Genomic DNA, 23,573 nt, shown 5'->3' with positions numbered 1-23,573 from the left:
CGCTGGGCGCTCAGCCCCAGGGGACGCTCCCCGGCCCGCTCTGCCGCAGGCCGTGCGACACGGCCCGGCCGGAGATCGCGGTGTGGGTGGAGGACGCGCGCGGCGCGAGCTCGCTCTGCAGCACGAGGGCGGCACCGCCCACGGCGGCCGCCTCGGCCGCGTGCGTGGAGATCACCACCTCGACCGCGTGGCTGGTGCGCGCGAAGAACCCACGCTCCAGCTGGGTCCGGATGGCGGGCACGTACAGCGAACCGGCCTGCGCGAAAGCCGGCCCCGTGAGGATGATGCGGTCGAGGTCCATGAGGTTGGCCAGGCCGTGGATCGCGAGCGCGATGTAGCGCGCGGAGCGCTGGATGATCGCGACGGCGCGCGGGTCGCCCACCATCGCCTCCCTGGCCACCGTCGCGAAGTCCTCCGCGACGCCGATCCCGCGCAGGTCCATGCCGGCCTCCCGTGCGGCGGCCACGACGGCAGCGGGCCCCGCCAGCACCTCGACGCAGCCGCGGCTCCCGCACCAGCACTCGGGTCCGTCGGCGTCCACGCAGAGGTGGCCGATCTCGCCGGTGTTGCTGCTGGCGCCGCGGTACACGTCGCCGTTCACCATGACCCCGGCCCCGATGCCGGTCCCCATGTACACCGCCGCGAAGCAGGAGCTCGACTCCGTGCTGCGGGTCCAGTACTCGCCGACCGCGGCGGCCGTCGCGTCGTTCTCGAGCATCACGGGCAGCGTGACCGTCCGCCGGAGCGCGTCGGCGAGGGGATAGGTGGACCACGCCTCCAGCCCCGCCGGTGCGCCCGCCACGGCGGCTGCGCCGGCCAGCGGCCCGGGGGCCACCACGCCGAGGCCGACGATGCGGTCCGGGTCCACGCCCACCTGCGCCATGAACGTCGTCAGCTCGGTGCCGATGCGCTCGACGACCTCGGCCGGCGACTCCATGCCGAATCCCGGCCGGCGCCAGCGACCGACGATCGCGCCGCCCAGGTTCGACAGCACGTAGGTGATGCCCGAATGGTCGAGGTCGGCGCCGACCGCGTACCGCGAGTCGGGTGCCAGGGCGAGCAGCACGGCCGGCTTGCCCCCCGTCGACTCGGCACGGCCGGTCTCGACGACGAGGCCGTCGTCGATCAGCCGGCGCACCACGGTCGAGATCGTGGCGCCGGTCAGGCCCGTCGCGCGGGTCAGGTCCACCCGGCTGATGTTCCCCGCGCCACGGATGACGTCGAGGAGCGCGGCGCGCGTGGTCGCGTGCAGCAGCGCGGAGCGCGTGGGCGCGTTCGGCGTCCCGCCGGGTCCGGCGCTCACGAAGCCTCCAGGGTCTGAGGGTGCGCGTCGATGGCGTGTGTGGGGGAGACCCCGTCGACGTTGACTGGTCGACCGTCGCCGTGGCGGCTCGCGCTGCTCCGGGGCGCGGTCGATGCGCGCTCCTTACCATAGGTGCGTACTGGTGCTCCAGTCACTCGTTGTCCACGCCCGAGACCCGATTGCTGGCGGATGCGACGGACTTGCCCTGGCTGATTTTCACCCCGCAGAGGGGCCCGTCCGCACGTGACGCGGCTTCCGGGTGCGCCCCCGAGGGGGATCCCCTGTAGAACAGGTGCGACGCCGGGTCCCTACACGCACCAGGAGCCCCATGAACCGCACGACTCTGCACGACGGCTGGACGCTGCGCTCCGCGGGTGGACCGGTGCCGGGGCACATCGTCGACCGGACCATTGCCGCAGAGGTCCCGGGCAGCGTGCACACCGACCTGCTCGCGGTGGGTCTCATCGACGACCCGTACCTCGACCTCAACGAGGACCTCCTCGCCTGGGCGCACCGCGCGCAGTGGCGGTACTCCCGCGAGCTGACCGCCGCGCCGCCAGCGGCGGGCGAGCGCGTCGACCTCGTGTTCGAGGGCCTGGACACCGTGGCCGAGATCAGCCTGGGCGGCGCGCCCCTCGCGCGAACGGCCAACCAGCACCGCACGTACCGGTTCGACGTGCGCGAGCACCTCGCCGCCGCCGACGGCCGGCCGCTCCCGCTCGACGTGCTCTTCCGGTCCGCGCTCGAGCACGCGGAGGCGGAGGCGGACCGCATCGGACCCCGGCCGGGGGCGTATCCGCACCCGCTCAACATGGTCCGCAAGATGGCCTGCAGCTTCGGCTGGGACTGGGGACCGGACCTGCAGACCGCGGGCATCTGGCGTCCCGTGCGCATCGAGCGGTGGCGCACCGCGCGGATCGCGTCGGTCCGGCCGCTGGTCACGGTCGGCGACGACGAGGCGCGCGTCGCCGTGCACGTCGACGTGGAGCGCTCGGGCGCGCCCGTGGCCGACCTGCCGCTGCAGGTGCGGATCGGGGACACCCGCGTCGATGCCGTGATCGCCGCCGACGCGAGCTCGGCGGTCGTGGAGGTCGTCGTGCGCGACCCGCAGCTGTGGTGGCCGCGGGGCCACGGCGAGCAGCCGCTGTACCCGCTCGTCGTCGACCTGGCCGGCCTGGAGTCGTGGGAGCGCCGGATCGGCCTGCGCACGGTCGAGGTGGATACGTCCGACGACGAGCACGGCACGGCGTTCACCTTCGTGGTCAACGGGGTGCCGGTGTTCGTGCGCGGAGCGAACTGGATCCCCGACGACCACCTGCTGACCCGCATCACGCGGGAACGGCTGGCCCGCCGGCTCGACCAGGCGCTCGGGGCCAACCTCAACCTGCTGCGGGTCTGGGGTGGCGGGATCTACGAGTCCGACGACTTCTACGAGCTGTGCGACGAGCGCGGGCTCATGGTCTGGCAGGACTTCCCGCTCGCGTGCTTCGCGTACCCCGAGGAGGAGCCGCACCGCTCCGAGCTCGAGGCGGAGGCCCGCGAGCACGTGGCGCGGCTCTCGGTGCACCCCTCGCTCGTCCTGTGGAACGGCGGCAACGAGAACCTCTGGGGCCACGAGGACTGGGGCTGGAAGGACGAGCTCGCCGGCCGGACCTGGGGACTGGGCTACTACGAGGACCTGTTCCCGCGCGTGGTCGCCGAGCTGTCCCCGACCACGCCGTACGCGGCGGGAAGCCCGTTCTCTCCTCGCCGCGCCCCCGCCGAGGTGCACCCGAACGACCCCGACCACGGCACGCACCACCAGTGGGAGGTGTGGAACCGGGTGGACTACACGCACTACCGCGACGACGTCCCGCGATTCTGCAGCGAGTTCGGCTTCCAGGGCCCTCCCACCTGGGCGACGCTCGAGCGGGCGATCCGCAACGAGGACGGCTCACCGCTGTCCACCGACGACGCGGTCTGGCTGCTGCACCAGAAGGCGGCGGACGGCAACGCCAAGCTGGACCGGGGGCTCGCACCGCACCTCGGCGTGCCCGACGACTTCACCGACTGGCACTGGGCCACGCAGCTGAACCAGGCGCGCGCCGTGTCCCACGCCATCACGCACTACCGCTCGTGGTGGCCGCGCACGGCCGGCGCGATCGTCTGGCAGCTCAACGACTGCTGGCCGGTGACCTCGTGGGCCGCGATCGACGGTGACGGGCGACCCAAGCCGCTGTGGTGGGCGCTGCGAGCGGCCTTCGCCGATCGGCTGCTGACGGTGCAGCAGCGTCCGCAGGGCCTGGTCGTCGCCGTGGTCAACGACTCGCCGTCGCGCTGGACGGGAGCGCTCGAGGTCAGGCGGGAGCGCCTGGACGGCACAGTGCTGGCTGCGGCGTCGCTGCACGCCGGAGCCGCGCCGCGGACCGTGGAGCTGGTGGTCCTGCCCGACGAGGTGGCGGTGCCGGCCGACCCGGCGACCGAGGTCCTGGTGGCGGAGCTGGACGGGACGCGCACGGTCCACACCTGGGCGGAGGACGTCGCGCTGCACCTCGAGTCGGCCCCCGCCGACGTCACCGTCGAGGCCGAGGACGGCGGGTACGCGGTCACGGTGGTGGCTCGTTCCCTGGTCAAGGACCTGACCCTGCACGCGGACCGCCTGGACCCGGCGGCCGTGACCGACCAGGCACTCGTCACCCTGCCGGCCGGCGCGACGGCCCGCATCCGGGTGCGCACCGCGGTGACCGGGCTCGAGCACGCCCTCGCCTCGTGGCCGGTGCTCCGCAGCGCGAACGACCTGGTGGCGCGGACCTAGCGCCGAACCGGTGGTTGTCCTCGGATCCGCCCGTGGGGGCGCGGACAACCACCGGTTCGGCGGCTGGAGTCAGCCGGCGCGGGCCGTCAGCACCAGCTGGTCGCCGACCTCGAGCTGGACGTCGACGATGTGCACGCCCGCGGGTACCTGCGTGCCGAGGTCGATGCGACGACCCTCGAGCGCGGCCAACCGGCCCTTCGCCGCAGCCAGGAGCGCCGCGACGAACGGGTTCCCGCTGGTCGCCGTGATGTCGCTGAGCGTGAGCACCAGGTTGTCGTCGATGGTCGCGCGGGCGCCGCCCGTTGCCGTCGCGGACAGGATCCCCTTGCGCAGCTGGGCCCGCACCGCGACGGCGACGGCCCGCGGCCCCTGCGAGGTCAGGTCGACCTCGAGCTTGGTGAGCTTGAGCCCCTGGCCCGCGACGAGCTCCGCCGCGCGGCGCTCCACAGCGGCGACGACCGCCGTGCGCGGTGCGGCGACGCGGCCGGTGCCGACCAGCGGCGCCTCGGGCGACGGCTCGACGAGCTCCGCGGCGAGCGAGCCGTCCGTGCCCTCCACCCAGGAGAACGGGACCTTCTCGGCGTCCGCCCGGAGGTCCACGGGGATGCTTTCGACGGTCAGGGGGTGGGCCTCGACGCGCAGTCGCCCGACGGTCCCGCGCTCGCGGCCGTGCACCGCGGTCCGTTGCGACGAGCGGCGCGCGTCGCTGACGACGAGCCCGGTGAGGTCGATCTCGAGCGAGGGGATGTCGGCCCCGTCGACCGTCGCGCTCACGCGCCCGCCGGACCTCCCGCCGGTCTCGGCCGCGATGGTCGCGAGCACGCGCTCGCCGAGCTCGGGGCCGGTCGTGGGTCGCGGTGCGCGGCCCAGGGGAAATGTGGTGGTTGCATCGGGTTCTGCCATGGTCCGACCCTAGGCGCAGCCGCCGCCGCTCGTGGCCGATCGACCGTCGTCGGAGTTGGCGGAAAAACGACGCACAACGTCATATCTGCCACTCGTCGCGCGGTCCGGACAGGACGACGGTGGGGTCATGACGACCTTGATGACAGTCCTGACGGCCCTGGTGATCCTCTCCCCGCTCGTGGTCCTGGCGCTGCGGAGCACGCGGTGGGATCCCGTCGAACGCCGGCGCGCGGGCTCCCCCGTCCCGGTGGCACCACGTCGGGTGGTGGGGAGCCCCTCGCTGCACGGTTCGGCCACCCGCGCGGAGGTCGGCACGGAGGTGGGTGGAGCGGCCGACGACGTCGACGCCGACGCACGTCGCGTGGCGCTCGACGTCGCGGCCGTGGCGGCCCACGAGGTGTCGGCTTCGCGGTGAAAACGGGCCAGATGCCGCCAGCCGAAAGCCTGGGTTTGCCCGACGGCGAGAACTTTTAGTCAGTTGAAGAAGAAAGCGGCGAACCTCGACCGGGCCCTGGTGCATCTGCCACCCTGGGCGCCGTGATCCCCCGAACTGGTGCCGTCGGCCTGGTTCTCGCGCGCCCCGCGAGGACCCTGGGCAACGAACCGTTCTTCGGCGACCTCATCGCGGGGATCGAAGAGGTGCTCGCCACCGACGACCGCTCGCTGCTGCTGCACGTGGTGCCCGACCACGCCGCGGAGCTGGCCGCGTACCGCCGCTGGGCCGAGGGCGGACTGGTGGACGCGGTCGTGGTCGTCAACGTCGTCGCCGAGGACCCGCGGTTCGCCGTGCTGGCCGAGCTCGGCATCCCCGCCGTCGTGGTGGGTGGCCCGTCTGCCGACGTGCCGTTCTCGAACGTCTGGATCGACAACGCCCAGGCGTGCCGGGACGCGGTGGACTACCTCGTCGGGCTGGGGCACCGACGTCTGGGCCGCGTCAGCGGCCCGCGCGGCCTCATGCACACGCACGCCCGGACCGAGGCGTTCGCCGAGCGGTGCGCACGGCTGTCCGTCGAGAGCACGATCGTCGAGGCCGACTACTCCGAGGAGTCGGGCAAGGCGGCGACGCGCGAGCTGCTCGAGCAGCCCGAGCCCCCGACCGCGATCATCTTCGACAACGACGTGATGGCGCTCAGCGCCCTGGCCGTCACGGCCGAGCGGGGCGTGATGGTGCCGGGCAGGCTCTCCGTGCTGGCGTGGGACGACTCCGCGCTGTGCCGGCTGGCCACCCCGCCGCTCACCGCGATGACGCTGGACGTGCACGGCGTGGGGCGCCAGGCGGGTGTCGCGGTGCTCGACACGCTCGCCGGCGGCCCGGTCCGCTCCTACCCCGCCCCGCCGCAGCGGCTCAGCGCCCGCGGCTCCACGGGCCGCCCCGCGGCGCACGCGGCGGCCTCCGTCTGAGCCCCCGGCGCCGGGCGTCCCCGCCGGGCGCCCCCGCGGCCTCACGGCGCAGGCGCCTGCGCGAGCAGCAGGCACACCAGGCTCGCGATGCCGGTGAGCGTGCGCAGGCCGTGGAACAGCACCCACGTGCGCTCGAAGTCGGCGCGCGAGCCGCCCGCCGCCAGCCGGTCGTTGAGCGGCACGTTGACCAGCACCGTGACGAGCAGCGTGACCAGGGCGAGCCCCGCCGCGACGTAGAGCACTGGCGTGCGGATCAGCACCGCGGCCAGCACCGTGAGGACGGGCGCGCCGAAGAAGACCAGGAAGAACACGGGGTTCACGATCGAGACGTTGATGCGCTTCATCGCGTCGACGAAGGCCGCGTCGCCCATGCCGTGCAGAGCGGGCATCACGGCGACGACGAACGCGAGGTAGATCCCGGCGAGGAGGCCGGCGCACAGCCGCGCGCCCAGCAGGACGGTGGTCATGGGGGTCAGGTCCATGACTCGACCCTGCCGACCGGCGACGAGACTCTCCATGGTTCACATGCTCGGATGCATGTGCGATCGTCTCACGATGGACGATCTCGGTGGGCTGCTCGACGGTCCGCGTGCGCGGGGGGCGTTCCTCCTGCACGCCGTCTTCGCGCCGCCGTGGTCCATCCGGGTCGAGGACGAGGCACCCCTGACTGTCGTCGTGCAGCTGCAGGGGACGGCGACGTTCACCGGCTCCGAGGGAGCCGTGCCTCTGGCGGCCGGGGACGTGGTGCTGGCCCGCGGTCCCGCGCACTACTCGCTCGCCGACTCGTCGGGCACGCCGCCCGACATCCGGATCCTGCCGGGCCAGGTCTGCGTCGACCCCCACGGCCACCTCCTCGCCGAGTCGATGACCCTGGGCGTGCGCACGTGGGGCAACGCCGCGACGGGCGACGCGCAGATGCTGATCGGCACGTACGAGCGTGCGACGGAGGTCGGGGCGCGCGCGCTCTCCCACCTGCCGTCGGACCTCGTCGTGCGCGGGCTCGACTCGCCCCTGGTGGGGCTGCTCGCCGCCGAGGTCTCCCGGGACGCACCGGGGCAGGAGGCGGTGCTCGACCGCCTGCTGGACCTGCTGCTGGTGACGTGCCTGCGGCACGTGTTCGCCGACTCGGCCGCGACCGCCCCGGCCTGGTTCTCCGCGGGGCGCGATCCCGTGGTCGGCCGCGCCGTGCAGCTGATCCACCACCACCCGGCGCACCCGTGGAGCCTGGCGTCGCTCGCCGCCGCGTGCGGCGTCTCACGCGCGACCCTGGCCCGCCGGTTCACCCGGCTCGTGGGTGAGCCGCCTATGTCGTTCCTCACCGGGTGGCGGCTGGCCGTCGCCGCCGACCTCCTGGCCGAGGGTGACGCGACCGTGGGCTCGGTCGCGCAGCGCGTCGGGTACGCGAGCGCGTTCGCCCTGAGCACGGCGTTCAAGCGTCTGCACGGGGTCGCCCCGTCGGAGTACCGGCGTCGCTCCGCGGCGTCCTGAGCGGGGCTCGGCGGGCCTGTTCGTGCGCCGCTGCGCGCGTGTCCGGCGAGCGAGAGGGTTACCACGCCGTAACACCGGGCCGCTACGATCCGCCTCGCGCGACCGACCAGGCGCGCCAGAACTGACCTCCGGTCAGCTGCTGCACTCACCGCGCACCCCCCGGGCGCGGCGAAGGAGGATCCACGTGCGCACGTTTCGTCCCGCAGTCCTGACCGCCGTCGTCCTGAGCTCCGCGTTGGCCCTGGCCGCGTGCGGTGGTGGCGACGACGACACCGCAACGCCGGGCGCCCCGAGCGCGTCGGCCGCCGCGAGCTTCGACCCGACGTCGGTCGCGAAGGACGACGCCGTCGCGGCGCTCGTGCCCGAGAAGATCAAGACGGCCGGCAAGCTCGTCGTCGGCTCGGACACCACGTATGCGCCGGCCGAGTACATCGACGAGGACGGCACCACGCCGATCGGCTACGACGTCGACCTGGCCAAGGCGCTCGCCGCGGTGATGGGTCTGCAGGCCGACGTCCAGACGGCCTCGTTCACGGGCATCATCCCGGCCATCGGCAGCAAGTACGACGTCGGCATCTCGTCGTTCACCATCAACCCGGACCGCCTGCAGCAGGCGAACATGATCCAGTACTTCGAGGCGGGCGAGGCCTACGCCGTGCCCAAGGGCAACCCGAAGAAGATCGACCCCGCCAACCTGTGCGGCCTGACGGTCGGCGTGCAGACCGGCACGGTCGAGGACGAGGAGCTCGATGCCCTCATCGCGAAGTGCAAGGCGGACGGCAAGGACGACATCACGCCGCTGAAGTACGAGAAGCAGTCGGAGGTCACCACGGCGCTCGTCGGCGGCAAGGCCGACATGATGTACGCCGACTCGCCGATCATCGCCTACGCGATCGCGCAGACCGGCGACAAGCTCGAGCAGCTCGGCGACGTGTTCGCCAGCGCGCCCCAGGGCATCGTCGTGAGCAAGGACGACCAGGCGCTGACCGACGCCGTGCAGAAGGCCATGCAGAAGCTCATCGACTCGGGCGACTACCTCAAGATCCTCACGGCGTGGGGCAACGAGGCGAGCGCGGTGGAGACGGCAGAGCTCAACCCGTCCGTAGGCTGATCCCCGTGACGACGCCCACCGCCGCGAAGACACCGGCCCCGGAACCCCAGCGGATCCACGCGATCCCCGTGCGGTACCCCGGCCGGTGGATCTCCGCGGCGGTGGTCGTCGTGCTGGCGGCCATGGTCGCCAACGCGCTCATCACCAACGACGTCTTCCAGTGGTCCACGGTCGGTGAGTACCTCTTCAGCGCGCCGATCCTGCGCGGCGTGTCGTGGACCCTCATCCTCACCGTGGCCTCGATGGCGATCGCGATCGTGCTCGCGGTCGTGCTGGCGGTCATGCGTCGTTCCAGCAACCCGGTGATGCGCTACGTGTCGTGGGTCTACATCTGGTTCTTCCGCGGGACGCCGATCTACACGCAGCTCGCGTTCTGGGGCTACGCGTCGGTGATCTACCACAACCTCAGCCTGGGCATCCCGTTCGGGCCCGCGTTCGTCACGTTCGACACCGCCGTGGTGCTCAACGCCACGCGCGCCGCCATCCTCGGCCTGGCCCTCAACGAGGCGGCCTACCTCGCCGAGATCGTCCGGGCGGGCCTGCAGAGCGTGGACCGGGGTCAGTCCGAGGCGGCCCGTGCGCTGGGCATGAAGGACGGCCGCATCCTGTGGCGCGTGGTCCTGCCCCAGGCGATGCGCGTGATCGTGCCCCCGACCGGCAACGAGACCATCTCCATGCTGAAGACGACGTCGCTGGTGCTGGCGGTCCCGTTCATCCTGGACCTCAACTACGCGCAGGCCGCGATCGGCAACCGGCTCTTCCAGCCCGTGCCGCTCCTGGTGGTCGCCGCCATCTGGTACCTCGCCATCACGAGCATCCTCATGGTCGGGCAGTTCTACCTCGAGCGGTACTACGGACGCGGCTTCGACGAGCACGTGCCGCGCCGCGGCCGACGAGGCCGGCAGGCGGCCATCAACTCCGCGCACACCACCGCCGACCCCAGCCCCCTGGACGGAGTCACCCCGTGAGCGCGCTCGACCCCGACGCCCCCATGGTCGAGCTGGCGGGCGTGCACAAGTGGTACGGCGACAACCACGTGCTGCGCGGCGTGGACCTGGTGGTCCCGCGCGGCACGGTGACCGTGGTGCTCGGCCCGTCCGGCTCGGGCAAGTCCACCGCGCTGCGCTGCATCAACCAGCTCGAGGAGATCGGCGCGGGCTGCATCCGCGTCGAGGGCGAGCTGCAGGGCTACCGCGAGGGCACCCGCCGCGGCGAGGACGTGCTGTACCGGCTGCACCCCAAGCAGATCGCGGTCCAGCGCGCCCGGGTGGGCATGGTGTTCCAGCGGTTCAACCTCTTCCCGCACATGACCGCGCTGGCCAACGTCATGGAGGCGCCGGTCCAGGTGCTGGGCGTCAGCAAGGCCGAGGCGCGCGAGCGCGCGAGCGCGCTGCTCGAGCGCGTGGGGCTCTCCGACCGGCTCGACCACTACCCCTCGCAGCTGTCCGGCGGTCAGCAGCAGCGCGTCGCGATCGCGCGCGCGCTCGCCATGGAGCCGGACCTCATGCTGTTCGACGAGCCGACGTCCGCCCTGGACCCCGAGCTGGTGGGCGAGGTGCTGGGCGTCATGCGGGACCTGGCGACGTCCGGCATGACGATGATCGTCGTGACCCACGAGATCGGTTTCGCGCGCGAGGTCGCCGACCAGGTGGTGTTCATGGCCGACGGCGCCGTCGTCGAGCACGGACCCGTCTCCCAGGTGATCGACGCGCCCACCGAGCCGCGCACGCAGGACTTCCTCGCGCACGTGCTCTGACGGGGTCGGCGCCCGGACCTTCGTCGGCGGCCCGTCAGGCCGTGTCGGCCGGTGTCAGGAACGTGTCGGCGCGCTGTCAGGCGCCCCGTGCAGGGTGTGACCCATGAGCACAGACCTGGTGATCGAGGCCGAGGGCCTCGTCAAGCACTTCGGTGAGACGAAGGCCCTGCAGGGCGTCGATCTCGCTGTTCGTCGGGGGACCGTCCTCGGTGTCCTCGGCCCCAACGGCGCCGGCAAGACGACCGCCGTCCGCATCCTGTCCACCCTCCTCGTCCCCGACGCGGGGTCGGCGACCATCGCCGGCTTCGACGTCGTGAAGCAGTCCCAGCAGGTCCGCCAGAGCATCGGCCTCACCGGCCAGTACGCGTCCGTCGACGAGGACCTCACGGGTCGCCAGAACCTCGTGCTGTTCGGCACGCTGCTGGAGCTGGGCCGCACGGGCGCCAAGGCGCGCGCGGCCGAGCTGCTCGACTGGTTCGACCTGGCCGACGCCGCCGACCGGCCCGCCAAGACGTACTCCGGCGGCATGCGTCGCCGCCTCGACCTGGCCGCGAGCCTCGTCGGGCGCCCGGACGTCATCTTCCTCGACGAGCCCACCACGGGCCTCGACCCCGCCAAGCGCGAGGACATGTGGGACGTGGTCCGCTCGCTGGTCACCGACGGCTCGACCGTGCTGCTGACCACGCAGTACCTCGAGGAGGCGGACGCGCTGGCTGACGAGATCACCGTCATCGACCACGGCCGCGTCATCGCGCACGACACCCCCGAGGGTCTCAAGCGCGTCGTCGGCGGTCAGACCCTCGAGGTCCGCCCGGCCGACCTGGCCCGCATGGAGGAGACCGCCACGATCCTGGGACAGGTCTCCACGGGCGTGAGCGGCGCCGCCGAGGTGCGCAAGGGCCTGCTCGCCGTCCCGGTGGCGGACGACACCGCCATGACGGCCACCGTCTCCCGGCTCGCGGCGGCGGGCATCGCCGTCACCGAGCTCTCGCTGCACCTGCCCAGCCTCGACGAGGTCTTCTTCAAGCTGACCGGCCGCACGGCCTCCGACGAGGACGCGAACCCGACGACGGAGGTGGCCGCATGAGCGCCGCGACCCTGACCCCCGCACCGCGCACGAGCACGGTGCCCAAGGCCGCCGAGGCGGCCCGCAAGCCGCTCCCGATGGTCCGGCACTCGCTGGCCTTGGCCAAGCGCAGCCTCATCAAGACGTGGCGCACGCCCGAAGCCCTCATCGACGTCACGCTGCAGCCGGCGATCTTCCTGGTGATCTTCGTCTACATCTTCGGCGGCGCGGTCGCCGGCGACACCACGAGCTACCTGCAGTTCCTGCTGCCGGGCATCCTGGCGCAGACCATCGCGCAGGGCGCCATCGCGATCGGCGTGAACCTCAACACCGACCTCACCAAGGGGATCTTCGACCGGTTCCGGTCGCTGCCGATCCCGCGCTCGGCGCCCCTGCTGGGTGCCGTGCTCGGCGACGTGGTGCGCTACGTCATCGTCGTCGTCTCGACCATGAGCATCGGCTACCTCATGGGCTTCCGCATCGAGACGAACCTGGCCGCGGCCGTCGCCGGCTGCGTGCTCGCGATCCTGTTCGCGCTGTGCCTGTCGTGGGTGAGCGTCTTCGTCGGGATGAAGGTCCGCACCAGCGGCGCCGTGCAGGGGATCATGTTCCTGCTGATCATGCCCTTGAGCTTCGCGTCCAACGTCTTCGTCCCGACGGCGACCCTGCCGGGCTGGATGCAGGGATTCGTGACGGTCAACCCGCTGACCCACCTCGTCGGTGCGATGCGCGCGCTGTTCATCGGCGGCGCGGAGAACCCGATGGGCAACCACCTCGTGTGGACGCTCGCCTGGTGCGTCGGCCTGGTCGCGGTGTTCATGCCGCTGGCGCTGCGGGCGTACCGGAAGAAGATCTGACGCCGAGCGCGAGGGGGGCGGTCCTGGGGGGACCGCCCCCCTCGTCATGTCCCCAGGAGGTCGTCGGTCAGCGCCCGGACGCGCGCCGCGACGGTTTGCGCCCGCAGGTTGCGCACGGGTTCGACGGCCGCCGAGCGAGCCGGCTCGTCGCCCACGATCGCGGCGACCGCGCCGTCCTCGTCCAGCTCGAACATCATCTGCAGGTTCGCGCCCAGGCGCATGCCCATCGCGTACAGCTCGACGGTCACCTCCGTGAGGCCGCGGAAGGCGGCCAGCTCCGCGAGAGCCAGCGCGTACGTGCCCACGACGGGCATGTCGGAGCTGGCCAGCGCGTCGTTCCCGGCGCCGCGCAGCAACCTCGTCGCACGCTCCTCCGCGGTCGTGCGGACCCGATCGTCGGCGTCGGCGGCCCGACGCAAGTGGATCATCGCCGCCACCGCCCGGGTCACGGCCCGTGCCTGGGGCGGGTTCACCGGGTGCTCGTCCACGAGCGCCACGGCGGCGTCCACATGCGTCGCCGCCTGGTCGCGGTCGCCGCGCGTCCACGCGATGTGCGCCAGTCCGAGGTGCGCCTGCGCGGCGTCGCCCTGGTCGACCTGGTCGGAGGAGGCCACGTCCAGTACGCGCGTGTACGCCTCTGCGTCGCCGCGCAGCGCGCGCTGCACGTCGAGCAGCACGCGGATGCTCCACGCGTCCCCGAAGGCGCCGATCGCCTCCAGGTGGTGCAGCCCCCGGGCCAGCCACTCCTCGGACTCGGCGGACGCGCGACCGCTGCCGATCCACTGTCCGATCCCCTGCGCCGCCATGCCCATGCCCCAGTGGTCGCCGACCGCCTCGAACCGGCGGTAGGCCTCGCGTGCGGCGACCCGGGACTCGACCGCGTCGCCCTCGTTCTCCAGCACCGCGGCACGCAGGAACAGCCCGATGCCCTCCAGGTACGGGTCGCCGCACTGCGCGAGCCGGTCCGCCGGCTCCAGCACGCGCGTCATGTCGGTGGTGCCGATGACCGACAGCGTCTGGGCCATCGCACGGGTGCGCGGCGAGAGCTCGTCCTCCCGCTCGCGCAGGGTGGTGCGCACGGCGCGCAGCGCGATCGCGGCCATCCGCTTCGAGGCGATCACGCCGCTGTTCACGGACGCGAACGTGCCGACCATGGCGGCGGCGTCGGCGCGCGGGAGCTGGCCACCCGACCGTGAGCCGTTGATGAAGGCCGAGCGGACGCGCGCGCGGGGGTCGTCGAGGTGCAGCAGCCGGCGCGCCCAGGACACGACCTCGCTGTGCAGACCGCGCACGGTCCACAGCCAGCTGAGCGCCGCGAGGACGTCCAGCGCTGCCGACTCGTCGTCGTGCGCCAGCGCCCACCGGGTGGCGACCAGCATCGCGTCGGCGTCGAGCGCGGTGGCGTTGAACGCCCGCACCTGCCCGTGGCCCACGAACTCGGCCCCCAGCTCGGTGGCGCGACGAGCCGCCCACCCGACGAGCCCCGTCATGGCCGCGTCCCGCTCGCCGGCGTCGTCCAGTCGTGCCTCGCCGTACTCGCGCACCGTCTCGAGCATGCGGTAGCGCGCCGGGCCGTCGTCCTGCTCGGCCAGGCTGAGCAGCGACTGGTCCACGAGCATCGCGAGCCCCCGGCGCACCTGAGCGGCGGGGAGGTCGGCCGCGACGGCGGCGGCCGCCTCGGCGCTGAACGACCCGCCCACGACCGCGAGGCGCTGCAGCAGCGTCCGCTCGGCAGGGCTCAGCAGCTCGCGGCTCCAGTCGACCATCGCCCACAGGCTCGCGTGCCGGTCGGGCAGGCCGCGCAGCGCGTCGTCGAGCAGGCCGAACCGGTCGCTCAGGCCGTCCAGCACGTCCTCGACGGGCATCGAGCGCAGGCGGGCTGCCGCGAGCTCGAGCGCGAGGGGCAGGTTGTCGAGCCGGTGGCACAGCTCCAGGGCGCGGCTCGCGTCCCAGGTCAGCCCCGGCCTGCCGGCCCGGGCGCGGCTCTCGAGCAGGTCGAGCGCGTCCTGGTCCGGCAGCGTCCCCAGGCGGTGCACTGCCTCCCCGACGATCCCCAGCGGTGCGCGGCTCGTGGCCAGCACGACGACGTCGGGCGAGGCGACCCCCAGCAGGTCCGCGACGACGATCGCGACCGCGTCGAGCAGGTGCTCGCAGTTGTCGAGCACGACGAGCCCGTCGAGGTCCGCCGCGGCGACCCGCAGCCGGTCCACGGGGTCCAGGAGCCGGCGGTCGACGTTGAGCTCGGCCCGTGCGGGCGTCGTGTCCATGCCGCCGATCGCGCCCAGCACGGCGGGGAGCACCTCCTCGGGGGAGCGCAGGCCCGCCAGCTCGACGACACGGACGGAGCGCCCCTGGGCCGCGACTGCGCGCGCGACCTCCGACGCCAGCCTCGTCTTGCCCGCGCCGCCGGTCGCCACGAGGGTGACCAGAGGGGCGTGGTCCACGGCCGCCAGCACGGTGGCCAGGTCGGCGTCCCGGCCGATCAGCGGCGTCGTGGCCCGGCGCCACGACGGCGGGACCGCGAGCGTGGGCGTCGTGCGGACGCCGGCAGCCGGGGTCGTGGCCACGGCGGGCGCCAGCTCGCCGCGCAGCAACGCGAGGTGGGCGTCGACGACGACCGGAGACGGGTCGGCCCCGTACCGGTCGGCGAGCTCCGCCCGCACGCGCTCGACGAGCTCGAGGGCCTCGGCGTCGCGGCCCTGTGCGGCGAGCACCTTGACCAGCAGCGCCAGCGCCGGTTCGTCGGGTGGGTTGCGGTCGACGAGCCGGTGCAGGTCGGCGCCGTCCAGCGCGCCCGCCCCGGCGAGGGCGGCCTGCGCGCGGACCACGGCCACCTCGGAGAAGAGCCGGGCCGCGTCGCCGTCGTCCAGGTCGGGCACTGCGGGGAACAGGGCGCGCGCGTCATCCGCCGCCAACCGCGCAGCGTCTGGCCGGCCGGCGCGCAGCTCGGCCGCAGCCCTGTCCGCCAGGGCACGCGCGTCGGCGGCGTCGACCTGCACGTCGTCGGCGTTCAGGCGGTAGCCGCCCGGTGCGACGAGGATCGGGACACCCGTGCGGCGCAGGCGGGAGACGAGGGCCTGGATCGCGCCCGTCTCGTCCTGCGGCGGCTCACCGTCCCAGACCGCCTCCGCGAGCGCTCCCACCGAGACCGCCCGCCCGCGCGCGTCGACGAGGGTGCGCAGCACGGCGGCGAGTCGCTCGCCGCGCACCGGCCGGCCGTCGACGGCGAGCTCGCCGAGCGTCGTGATCTGCACGGCCCCAGCATCGCGTATCGGCGGGCCGCTGATCGCTGCGCCTCCCCGCGAGCCTGTCGGCGGCGCCCGCGTACCGGCGTCTGCCGCGCTGCCGTGGCGGCGGGCTGTGGACGGGTCTGGGGACGGTGGGCGTGTCGGTGTGGACGGCCTGTGGGCGTCGCACGGGAACCGCGGCGGCGGCCGCGCGAACGTGCTGGCCAGGGGGCCGTGTGGGCGCCCACAGGTAGTGTGAAACTCCACCCACAGGGTGAAAAACGACACACGTGTAACACAACACCTAGTGGTCCATTGAAGTGTCAGACACAAGGTGTAGTGTCTTACCCACGCACTCAGCAGGAACGTCGCGGCCTCTCGCAGGCTCCCGACGGCAGGGGGCGAGGGGCTCCGAGCGGGGCCTTTCACGACGATCTTCACGGAGCGCAAGATGACGATCACGGTCTACAGCAAGCCGGCGTGCGTGCAGTGCAACGCGACCTACCGCGCGCTGGACAAGCTGGGTGCCGACTACACGGTCGTGGACATCAGCGAGGACGCGGACGCCCGCGACTACGTGATGTCGCTGGGCCACCTCCAGGCGCCCGTCGTGATCGTCGACGGCGAGCACTGGTCGGGTTACCGCCCGGACCGCATCGGCGCCCTGGCCGAGCGTCTCGCCACCGTCGTCGCCTGAGGGCGACCACCCGGCAGCACCTGCACGACCCGGGGCAGAGGGGAACCATCGTGAGCTCGCTCGTGTACTTCTCCTCTGCCTCGAACAACACGCACCGCTTCGTCGAGAAGCTCGGCCTGGCGGCCTCCCGCATCCCGTTGCGTCCCACCGATCCGTTCCTGCACGTCACCGAGCCCTATGTGCTCGTCGTGCCGACGTACGGCGGGGGCAACGAGGGCGGCGCGGTACCTCGTCAGGTCGTGAAGTTCCTCAACGACGAGGGCAACCGCACTCTGATCCGCGGCGTCATCGCCGCGGGCAACACCAACTTCGGTGAGGCCTACTGCATCGCGGGGGACATCATCGCGGCCAAGTGCCGCGTCCCCTACCTGTACGGGTTCGAGCTGATGGGCACAAGCGAGGACGTCAACCGCGTCCGTGAGGGATTGGGACGATTTTGGCAGCGACAGTCACAGATACCCGCGTAGACCTGACGGGACTGGACTACCACGCCCTCAACGCCATGCTGAACCTGTATGGCGCGGACGGGGAGATCCAGTTCGACAAGGACCGGGAAGCGGCACGGCAGTACTTCCTGCAGCACGTGAACCAGAACACGGTGTTCTTCCACGACCTGAACGAGAAGCTCGACTACCTCGTGGAGAACAAGTACTACGACCCGGCGGTGCTGGAGCAGTACGACCGGCCGTTCATCAAGACGCTCTTCGAGTACGCGTACTCGAAGAAGTTCCGGTTCCAGACGTTCCTCGGCGCCTTCAAGTACTACACGTCGTACACGCTCAAGACGTTCGACGGGAAGCGCTACCTCGAGCGCTTCGAGGACCGCGTCTGCATGGTCGCGCTCGCGCTCGCCGCGGGTGACCAGGACTACGCGATCTCCCTCGTCGACGAGATCGTCTCGGGTCGCTTCCAGCCGGCCACGCCCACGTTCCTCAACCTCGGCAAGGCGCAGCGCGGCGAGCCCGTGTCCTGCTTCCTGCTGCGCATCGAGGACAACATGGAGTCCATCGCGCGCGGCATCAACTCCGCGCTGCAGCTCTCCAAGCGCGGCGGCGGCGTCGCGCTGCTGCTGTCGAACGTGCGCGAGCACGGCGCGCCCATCAAGCACATCGAGAACCAGAGCTCCGGCGTCATCCCCGTGATGAAGCTGCTCGAGGACTCGTTCTCGTACGCCAACCAGCTCGGTGCCCGTCAGGGCGCCGGCGCCGTGTACCTGCACGCGCACCACCCGGACATCTACCGGTTCCTCGACACCAAGCGCGAGAACGCCGACGAGAAGATCCGCATCAAGACGCTCTCGCTCGGCGTCGTCATCCCGGACATCACGTTCGAGCTGGCCAAGAAGAACGAGCCGATGTACCTGTTCTCGCCGTACGACGTCGAGCGCGTGTACGGCAAGCCGTTCGCGGACGTCAACGTCACCGAGAAGTACTACGAGATGGTCGACGACGCGCGGATCAAGAAGACCAAGATCAGCGCCCGCGAGTTCTTCCAGACGCTCGCCGAGCTGCAGTTCGAGTCCGGCTACCCGTACGTGATGTTCGAGGACACGGTCAACCGCGCGAACCCCATCAAGGGCAAGATCACGCACTCGAACCTGTGCTCGGAGATCCTGCAGGTCTCGACGCCGTCCACGTTCAACGAGGACCTCTCGTACCAGCACGTGGGCCGCGACATCTCCTGCAACCTCGGCTCGATGAACATCGCGCTGGCCATGGACTCGCCGGACTTCGGCAAGTCGGTGGAGGTCGCCATCCGCGCCCTGACGGGCGTCGCCGACCAGACCAGCATCGAGTCGGTGCCGTCCATCAAGCGCGCCAACGCGGGCGGCCACGCCATCGGCCTGGGCCAGATGAACCTGCACGGGTACCTGGCGCGCGAGCGGATCTTCTACGGGTCCGACGAGGGCCTGGACTTCACCAACATCTACTTCTACACGGTGGCCTACCACGCCATCCGTGCGTCGAACCTGCTGGCCAAGGAGCGCGGCACCGCGTTCGAGGGCTTCGAGGACTCGAAGTACGCGACCGGTGAGTACTTCGAGAAGTACGTCGACCGCGTGTGGGAGCCGCGCACGGCTCGCGTCGCGGAGCTGTTCGCCGAGGCCGGCGTGCACATCCCCACGCAGGACGACTGGCGGGCGCTGGCGGAGTCGGTGCGCGAGCACGGCATCTACAACCAGAACCTGCAGGCCGTGCCGCCGACGGGGTCGATCTCGTACATCAACCACTCGACGAGCTCGATCCACCCGATCGCCTCGAAGATCGAGATCCGCAAGGAAGGCAAGATCGGTCGCGTCTACTACCCGGCGCCGTTCATGACGAACGACAACCTGGAGTACTACCAGGACGCGTACGAGATCGGCTACGAGAAGGTCATCGACACCTACGCCGAGGCCACCCAGCACGTCGACCAGGGCCTCTCGCTGACCCTGTTCTTCAAGGACACGGCCACCACGCGCGACCTCAACAAGGCCCAGATCTACGCCTGGCGCAAGGGCATCAAGACGATCTACTACATCCGCCTCCGCCAGCTCGCGCTGGAGGGCACGGAAGTGGACGGCTGCGTCTCGTGCATGCTCTGACCGCGTCGAACCCCATGAACCACCTGAAGGAATCACGATGAGCGAGAAGCTGAAGCTGATCAGCCGGGTCTCGGCGATCAACTGGAACCGGCTCGAGGACGACAAGGACGCGGACGTCTGGGACCGCCTGGTCGGCAACTTCTGGCTGCCGGAGAAGGTGCCGGTGTCCAACGACGTGCAGTCGTGGGCGACGCTCACCGAGCAGGAGAAGACGCTCACCATGCGCGTCTTCACGGGTCTGACGCTGCTCGACACCATCCAGGGCACCGTGGGCGCCGTGTCGCTGATCCCCGACGCGATCACGCCGCACGAGGAGGCCGTCTACACGAACATCGCGTTCATGGAGTCGGTGCACGCCAAGTCCTACAGCTCGATCTTCTCGACGCTGTGCTCCACCAAGGAGATCGACGAGGCGTTCCGCTGGTCGGAGGAGAACGCGAACCTCCAGCGCAAGGCCGAGATCGTCATGGACTACTACCGCGGCGACTCGCCCCTCAAGCGGAAGGTCGCGAGCACGCTGCTCGAGTCGTTCCTCTTCTACTCGGGCTTCTACCTGCCCATGTACTGGTCGAGCCGCGCCAAGCTCACCAACACGGCCGACCTGATCCGCCTCATCATCCGCGACGAGGCCGTGCACGGGTACTACATCGGCTACAAGTACCAGAAGGGCCTCGAGAAGCTGTCGGCGGCGGAGAAGCAGGAGCTCAAGGACTACACGTTCGAGCTGCTCTTCGAGCTGTACGACAACGAGGTGGAGTACACGCAGGACCTCTACGACGGCGTCGGGCTCACCGAGGACGTCAAGAAGTTCCTGCGCTACAACGCCAACAAGGCCCTCATGAACCTGGGCTACGAGGCGCTGTTCCCCCGCGACGAGACGGACGTGAACCCCGCGATCCTGTCCGCCCTGTCGCCGAACGCGGACGAGAACCACGACTTCTTCTCGGGCTCGGGCTCGTCCTACGTCATCGGCAAGGCCGTCAACACGGAGGACGAGGACTGGGAGTTCTGACCCAGCGCCCGCGCTCGCGTGCGGCTCACGAAGGGGCTCGGCTTCGGCCGGGCCCCTTCGTCGTACGCGTCCGCGGCGGTTCGCCCACCCGATGGCATCGGCAGGGGCGCCCGAACCGCCATACTTGCGCGCAGGCCGCGGCCAGTGCAGCGGAACGCCAGGAGAGCAGCGCCCGAGGGCGGACACGACGAGGAGGGTGAGCGATGGCCGGCACCGACGTGCCCGAACGCGAGGCGATCACGCTCTCGCACGTCGCTCAGCGCGCCGGTGTCAGCCTCAAGACAGCCTCGCGCGCACTCAACGGGGAGCAGCACGTCGCCACCGCGACCCGGGAGCGCGTGCTCGCGGCCGCGGCTGACCTCGACTTCCGGATGAACCCGCAGGCGAGCATGCTCAAGCGCGGGATCGCGACGCCGGCGGTCGGCATGATCACGGGCGACCTCGCCAACCCGTTCTACTCGGCGCTCGCCAAGGGCGTGGAGAAGGAGGTGCGCGCGGTGGGCGCGCACCTGACGATCGCCAGCTCGGACGAGGACCCCGACGTGGAGCGGGACCTGGTCCGCGAGTTCGCCGACCGGCACGTGCGCGGCCTGGTCATCGCCTCCACCCGGGCGTCGCACGAGGACATCGCGGTGCTCATCGCCCGCGGCACGGCCGTCGTGTTCGTCGACCGGCCGCCCGTCGGGGTCGAGGCCGACTCGATCGTCATCGACAACTACGGCGGCGCCTACACGGCGACCCAGCACCTGCTGGCCGTCGGTCACCGGCACATCGCGTTCGTCGGCGACTACGAGCGGCTCAGTACCCACCGCGAGCGGCGCCGCGGCTACACCGACGCACTCGCGGAGGCGGGCTGCGAGCCGATCGTGCGGGTGGACTCGCACGACATGCTGGCCGGTCGCGACACGGTGACCGAGCTGCTGACCGGCGACCAGCCGGTGACCGCCGTGCTGGCAGGCAACAACCGGATCGCGCTCGGGGCGGTGCGCGCGATCGCCGCGACCCGGCCCGAGGTGGCCCTCGTCGGCTTCGACGACTTCGACCTGTCGGACGTGCTGGGGGTCACCACGGTGGCGCACGACGCGACCGAGATGGGTCGCCTGGCCGCGCAGCGCATCCTGGAGCGCACCGGGCGGATGACGTTCGAGCGCGTGGTCATGCCGACGCGGCTCATCGAGCGCGGATCGGGCGAGAAGCCGCCGCCGGCGTGAGCCACGCCCCTGATCTGCGACGACGCCCGCCGGATGAGGTCACCCTCACTCGGAATGGGCCTCTGACCTGCGGGTAAGCCAGGCCTTCCTGGCTAGTCGGCGCGCGGGAACGGGTCTAGCGTCGACGGGGACGCGTTCCCCAACCTGCGGAGGTCACCGTGAGCACCCTGATGGACATGCCGGCGGTCACCGAGTGTTCGGTGGCCGGCTGCTCCTACAACGACCACTCGAGCTGCCACGCGGCCGCGGTCACGATCGGCGGCACCAGCGGCGACGCGTCGTGCGCGACGTTCATCCCGCTCGGCGTCCGGGGCGGCCTCGACAAGGTCGTCACCCACGTCGGCGCGTGCCAGCGTGCCGAGTGCACCCACAACTCCTCGCTCGAGTGCACGGCGGCGGCCGTGCGCGTCGGCGCCGGGCACGACCATGCGGACTGCCTGACGTTCCAGCCCGCCTGACCAGGCTCTCTCACGCATGACGGCCACCCGCGCGAGCGGGTGGCCGTCATGCGTCGGGCCGGCGGTCAGGGCCGGGCGGAGACCTCGATGAGCTCGCGCACCAGGGTGGCGGCCACCGGGACCAGGTCGCGCTCACCCGCGACGAGGGAGGGGTCCTCGGCTCGACGAGCGGCGGCCTCGTCGAGCGCACCGAGCACGTCGACGTCCACGGCGGAGACGAAGGCGGCCAGCAGGGCGCGCGCCGCCTGGGAGTAGACGCCGCCCGCGTCGACCGCGACCTCGGCGATGATGAGCGCCGTCAGTGCGACGTCCAGCTCGGCCGTCCCGATGCGGGTGTTGCACCAGTCGACCACCGAGGGCCCGTGGGCCTCGGACAGGATGACGTTGCCGGGGTGCAGGTCGAGGTGCACGACGACGGTGCCGACCACGGACTCCGGCCAGGACTGGTGCGTGGGGCCCTCCCAGTCCTGCGGGACGGGCAGCGCGTGCAGCCGCACGTGCAGGTCGGCGAGCACGGCGGCGGCGTCGTGGATGGACGTCTCGCCCGCCGCGAGCGACTGGAGCAGCGTGGGGCCGTGCAGGCGCTCCATCACCAGGTCGGGGCCGGCCGCAGCGAGCACGGCGGGCGCGGGATAGCCGTGGGCGACCACGTGGCGCAGCATCGCGGCCTCACCGGCCGAGTCGCGGCCGCCACGGTAGCGGCGCAGCACGAGGTCGTCGTCGACCGCGAACACGTCTGCCGAGTCCCCGGAGTCCAGGAGCGGGCCGGGATCCTCGGCGCCGAGCAGCGCCTCGATCTCGGCCCTGCGGGCTAGGTGCCCGGGGTCGGCGCTGGGGTCGCCAGGGGCGAGCTCTGCGGGTGTCATGGATCGACGGTAGGCGGATTCTGCCGGATTGTCCTGCCCGCGCAACCGTCAGGAGCGGGCCAGTCGCCTGACCAGGTCCTCCGCGTCCGGCGTCTCGCGCGGCACGTCCACCCGGCGGATCCGCACGGGGCATCTCGTGGCCGAGCGCAGCGGCTCGTCAGCCACGCGGCGATCGATCTCGCGTCTCAGCAGGGGCACCAGGTCGACGTGGTCGATCCCGCCACGGACCAGAGACACGAACACACCCCCGCCCAGCGCCGCCATCGGATGGCCCGGACCGTAGGTCGCGGTCATCGCCTCCCCGACGGCTGCGGAGCGCGCGATCCGGATACTGGGCGGCACGTCTCCGGCGGCCACGTCCACCACCACCAGCTCACCCGGCTCGAGCGAGGCGCACGCCTCCGCGAGGCGCACGGCCAGGTACTGGGCGGTCGGAAGGCCCGACTCGGGGTCGCGGCTGGTGCCGCTCACCACGGCGACGGCCTGCGCCTCGGCCCAGCCGCCGCACAGGGCGCGCACCACGGTGGGCGGTGCCGGGTGCGGTCCGAGCGCGCGGTAGAGGCACGAGACGTCGTCGAGCGTCTCCTCGATGCCGACACCGATCTCGCCGCGCGCCCGTCCGAGGTTCCAGGCCGAGTCGCGGGGGTCGTCGCCGATCGCCACGGAGTACGCCATGTGCGAGACGGCCGCGTGCTCCCAGTCCGTGGGGCGCAGCCACGCCGAGGAGAGGCTCAACGAGCGCCATCGCGCCGCGAGCTCCTCCGGGAGCGCGGCGCCGCCGAGGCGCGCTGGTGTCGTCACACGGGTTGAGAGTCGCCTCGGCGGGCAGCGTGACGCCA

The 23,573-nt window shown here is 71.9% G+C and carries 21 protein-coding genes; 15 read left to right on the top strand and 6 right to left on the bottom strand.

The features are described 5' to 3' along the window. Positions 1-10 precede the first annotated feature (10 nt). The gene (locus tag QRT05_RS00835) at positions 11-1,303 is read right to left on the bottom strand and encodes an ROK family transcriptional regulator (protein ID WP_289444293.1); all 1,293 of its coding nucleotides are present in this window, start codon (positions 1,301-1,303) and stop codon (positions 11-13) included. Between the two features lie 328 nt (positions 1,304-1,631). On the opposite strand from QRT05_RS00835, the gene QRT05_RS00830 reads away from it, so the two are divergent. Further along, the gene (locus tag QRT05_RS00830) at positions 1,632-4,097 is read left to right on the top strand and encodes a glycoside hydrolase family 2 protein (RefSeq protein ID WP_289444290.1); all 2,466 of its coding nucleotides are present in this window, start codon (positions 1,632-1,634) and stop codon (positions 4,095-4,097) included. A 69-nt stretch (positions 4,098-4,166) separates the two neighbouring features. Here the strand turns inward: QRT05_RS00830 and QRT05_RS00825 are convergent, their stop codons facing one another. Then, on the bottom strand, positions 4,167-5,000 hold the full coding sequence (locus QRT05_RS00825) for a hypothetical protein (RefSeq protein ID WP_289444287.1): 834 nt from the start codon (positions 4,998-5,000) through the stop codon (positions 4,167-4,169). 127 nt (positions 5,001-5,127) lie between these two features. Here QRT05_RS00825 and QRT05_RS00820 point away from each other — a divergent pair, with 127 nt between their 5' ends. Both QRT05_RS00820 and QRT05_RS00815 read left to right on the top strand, forming a co-directional pair. Next, positions 5,128-5,415 carry a hypothetical protein gene (locus QRT05_RS00820; protein ID WP_289444284.1) on the top strand — a complete coding sequence of 96 codons (288 nt, stop codon included), beginning with the start codon at positions 5,128-5,130 and terminating at the stop codon, positions 5,413-5,415. A 122-nt stretch (positions 5,416-5,537) separates the two neighbouring features. Then, positions 5,538-6,401, top strand: coding sequence for a LacI family DNA-binding transcriptional regulator (locus tag QRT05_RS00815; protein ID WP_289444282.1), 864 nt, complete (start codon positions 5,538-5,540; stop codon positions 6,399-6,401). Between the two features lie 41 nt (positions 6,402-6,442). On the opposite strand, the gene QRT05_RS00810 is transcribed toward QRT05_RS00815, so the two are convergent. Further along, the gene (locus QRT05_RS00810; RefSeq protein ID WP_289444278.1) at positions 6,443-6,883 is read right to left on the bottom strand and encodes an anthrone oxygenase family protein; all 441 of its coding nucleotides are present in this window, start codon (positions 6,881-6,883) and stop codon (positions 6,443-6,445) included. 73 nt (positions 6,884-6,956) lie between these two features. Here QRT05_RS00810 and QRT05_RS00805 point away from each other — a divergent pair, with 73 nt between their 5' ends. From QRT05_RS00805 to QRT05_RS00780, 6 genes are all read left to right on the top strand, one after another. Continuing rightward, entirely contained in the window at positions 6,957-7,889 is a 933-nt protein-coding gene (locus QRT05_RS00805; RefSeq protein ID WP_289444276.1) for an AraC family transcriptional regulator, read from the top strand. Positions 7,890-8,073: 184 nt separating this feature from the next. Then, on the top strand, positions 8,074-9,000 hold the full coding sequence (locus tag QRT05_RS00800; RefSeq protein WP_289444274.1) for an ABC transporter substrate-binding protein: 927 nt from the start codon (positions 8,074-8,076) through the stop codon (positions 8,998-9,000). Positions 9,001-9,005: 5 nt separating this feature from the next. Further along, positions 9,006-9,968, top strand: a complete 963-nt coding sequence (locus tag QRT05_RS00795) for an amino acid ABC transporter permease (protein ID WP_289444272.1) — start codon at positions 9,006-9,008, stop codon at positions 9,966-9,968. A gap of 23 nt (positions 9,969-9,991) precedes the next feature. Further along, positions 9,992-10,756, top strand: a complete 765-nt coding sequence (locus QRT05_RS00790) for an amino acid ABC transporter ATP-binding protein (RefSeq protein ID WP_289446082.1) — start codon at positions 9,992-9,994, stop codon at positions 10,754-10,756. Between the two features lie 103 nt (positions 10,757-10,859). Then, positions 10,860-11,843 carry an ATP-binding cassette domain-containing protein gene (locus tag QRT05_RS00785; RefSeq protein WP_289444270.1) on the top strand — a complete coding sequence of 328 codons (984 nt, stop codon included), beginning with the start codon at positions 10,860-10,862 and terminating at the stop codon, positions 11,841-11,843. Continuing rightward, entirely contained in the window at positions 11,840-12,679 is an 840-nt protein-coding gene (locus QRT05_RS00780; protein ID WP_289444266.1) for an ABC transporter permease, read from the top strand. Before QRT05_RS00785 ends, QRT05_RS00780 begins: the two co-directional genes overlap by 4 nt. Before the next feature lie 44 nt (positions 12,680-12,723). Here the strand turns inward: QRT05_RS00780 and QRT05_RS00775 are convergent, their stop codons facing one another. Beyond that, complete coding sequence (locus QRT05_RS00775; RefSeq protein WP_289444264.1) at positions 12,724-15,933, bottom strand: BTAD domain-containing putative transcriptional regulator; 3,210 nt, start codon at positions 15,931-15,933, stop codon at positions 12,724-12,726. Between the two features lie 424 nt (positions 15,934-16,357). On the opposite strand from QRT05_RS00775, the gene nrdH reads away from it, so the two are divergent. The 6 genes from nrdH to QRT05_RS00745 all read left to right on the top strand — a co-directional run bounded on the left by nrdH (position 16,358) and on the right by QRT05_RS00745 (position 21,868). Next, complete coding sequence (nrdH, locus tag QRT05_RS00770) at positions 16,358-16,603, top strand: glutaredoxin-like protein NrdH (protein ID WP_289444262.1); 246 nt, start codon at positions 16,358-16,360, stop codon at positions 16,601-16,603. 50 nt (positions 16,604-16,653) lie between these two features. After that, complete coding sequence (gene nrdI, locus QRT05_RS00765) at positions 16,654-17,070, top strand: class Ib ribonucleoside-diphosphate reductase assembly flavoprotein NrdI (RefSeq protein WP_289444259.1); 417 nt, start codon at positions 16,654-16,656, stop codon at positions 17,068-17,070. After that, the gene (gene nrdE / locus QRT05_RS00760; RefSeq protein WP_289444255.1) at positions 17,040-19,187 is read left to right on the top strand and encodes a class 1b ribonucleoside-diphosphate reductase subunit alpha; all 2,148 of its coding nucleotides are present in this window, start codon (positions 17,040-17,042) and stop codon (positions 19,185-19,187) included. Before nrdI ends, nrdE begins: the two co-directional genes overlap by 31 nt. 37 nt (positions 19,188-19,224) lie before the next feature. Further along, on the top strand, positions 19,225-20,199 hold the full coding sequence (nrdF, locus tag QRT05_RS00755; RefSeq protein ID WP_289444252.1) for a class 1b ribonucleoside-diphosphate reductase subunit beta: 975 nt from the start codon (positions 19,225-19,227) through the stop codon (positions 20,197-20,199). A 203-nt stretch (positions 20,200-20,402) separates the two neighbouring features. After that, complete coding sequence (locus QRT05_RS00750) at positions 20,403-21,410, top strand: LacI family DNA-binding transcriptional regulator (RefSeq protein ID WP_289444250.1); 1,008 nt, start codon at positions 20,403-20,405, stop codon at positions 21,408-21,410. A gap of 158 nt (positions 21,411-21,568) precedes the next feature. Further along, positions 21,569-21,868, top strand: a complete 300-nt coding sequence (locus QRT05_RS00745) for a DUF1540 domain-containing protein (RefSeq protein ID WP_289444248.1) — start codon at positions 21,569-21,571, stop codon at positions 21,866-21,868. 65 nt (positions 21,869-21,933) lie between these two features. On the opposite strand, the gene QRT05_RS00740 is transcribed toward QRT05_RS00745, so the two are convergent. Together QRT05_RS00740 and QRT05_RS00735 are read right to left on the bottom strand one after the other, a co-directional pair. Continuing rightward, positions 21,934-22,734 carry a phosphotransferase family protein gene (locus tag QRT05_RS00740; RefSeq protein WP_289444246.1) on the bottom strand — a complete coding sequence of 267 codons (801 nt, stop codon included), beginning with the start codon at positions 22,732-22,734 and terminating at the stop codon, positions 21,934-21,936. Positions 22,735-22,782: 48 nt separating this feature from the next. After that, the gene (locus QRT05_RS00735; protein ID WP_289444244.1) at positions 22,783-23,535 is read right to left on the bottom strand and encodes a hypothetical protein; all 753 of its coding nucleotides are present in this window, start codon (positions 23,533-23,535) and stop codon (positions 22,783-22,785) included. Positions 23,536-23,573 lie beyond the last annotated feature (38 nt).

The organism is Cellulomonas edaphi (assembly GCF_030362815.1).
GTDB lineage: Bacteria > Actinomycetota > Actinomycetes > Actinomycetales > Cellulomonadaceae > Cellulomonas > Cellulomonas edaphi.
This window is presented reverse-complemented; position numbering and strand designations above follow the sequence as displayed.

Excerpts from the sequence above, each read along its gene's own strand:
- QRT05_RS00830 (WP_289444290.1), top strand. The coding sequence starts at position 1,632 with ATGAACCGCACGACTCTGCACGACGGCTGGACGCTGCGCTCCGCGGGT.
- QRT05_RS00825 (WP_289444287.1), bottom strand. The coding sequence starts at position 5,000 with ATGGCAGAACCCGATGCAACCACCACATTTCCCCTGGGCCGCGCACCG.
- QRT05_RS00820 (WP_289444284.1), top strand. The coding sequence starts at position 5,128 with ATGACGACCTTGATGACAGTCCTGACGGCCCTGGTGATCCTCTCCCCG.
- QRT05_RS00810 (WP_289444278.1), bottom strand. The coding sequence starts at position 6,883 with ATGGACCTGACCCCCATGACCACCGTCCTGCTGGGCGCGCGGCTGTGC.
- QRT05_RS00805 (WP_289444276.1), top strand. The coding sequence starts at position 6,957 with ATGGACGATCTCGGTGGGCTGCTCGACGGTCCGCGTGCGCGGGGGGCG.
- QRT05_RS00790 (WP_289446082.1), top strand. The coding sequence starts at position 9,992 with ATGGTCGAGCTGGCGGGCGTGCACAAGTGGTACGGCGACAACCACGTG.
- QRT05_RS00785 (WP_289444270.1), top strand. The coding sequence starts at position 10,860 with ATGAGCACAGACCTGGTGATCGAGGCCGAGGGCCTCGTCAAGCACTTC.
- QRT05_RS00780 (WP_289444266.1), top strand. The coding sequence starts at position 11,840 with ATGAGCGCCGCGACCCTGACCCCCGCACCGCGCACGAGCACGGTGCCC.
- nrdH (WP_289444262.1), top strand. The coding sequence starts at position 16,358 with ATGACGATCACGGTCTACAGCAAGCCGGCGTGCGTGCAGTGCAACGCG.
- nrdF (WP_289444252.1), top strand. The coding sequence starts at position 19,225 with ATGAGCGAGAAGCTGAAGCTGATCAGCCGGGTCTCGGCGATCAACTGG.
- QRT05_RS00750 (WP_289444250.1), top strand. The coding sequence starts at position 20,403 with ATGGCCGGCACCGACGTGCCCGAACGCGAGGCGATCACGCTCTCGCAC.
- QRT05_RS00740 (WP_289444246.1), bottom strand. The coding sequence starts at position 22,734 with ATGACACCCGCAGAGCTCGCCCCTGGCGACCCCAGCGCCGACCCCGGG.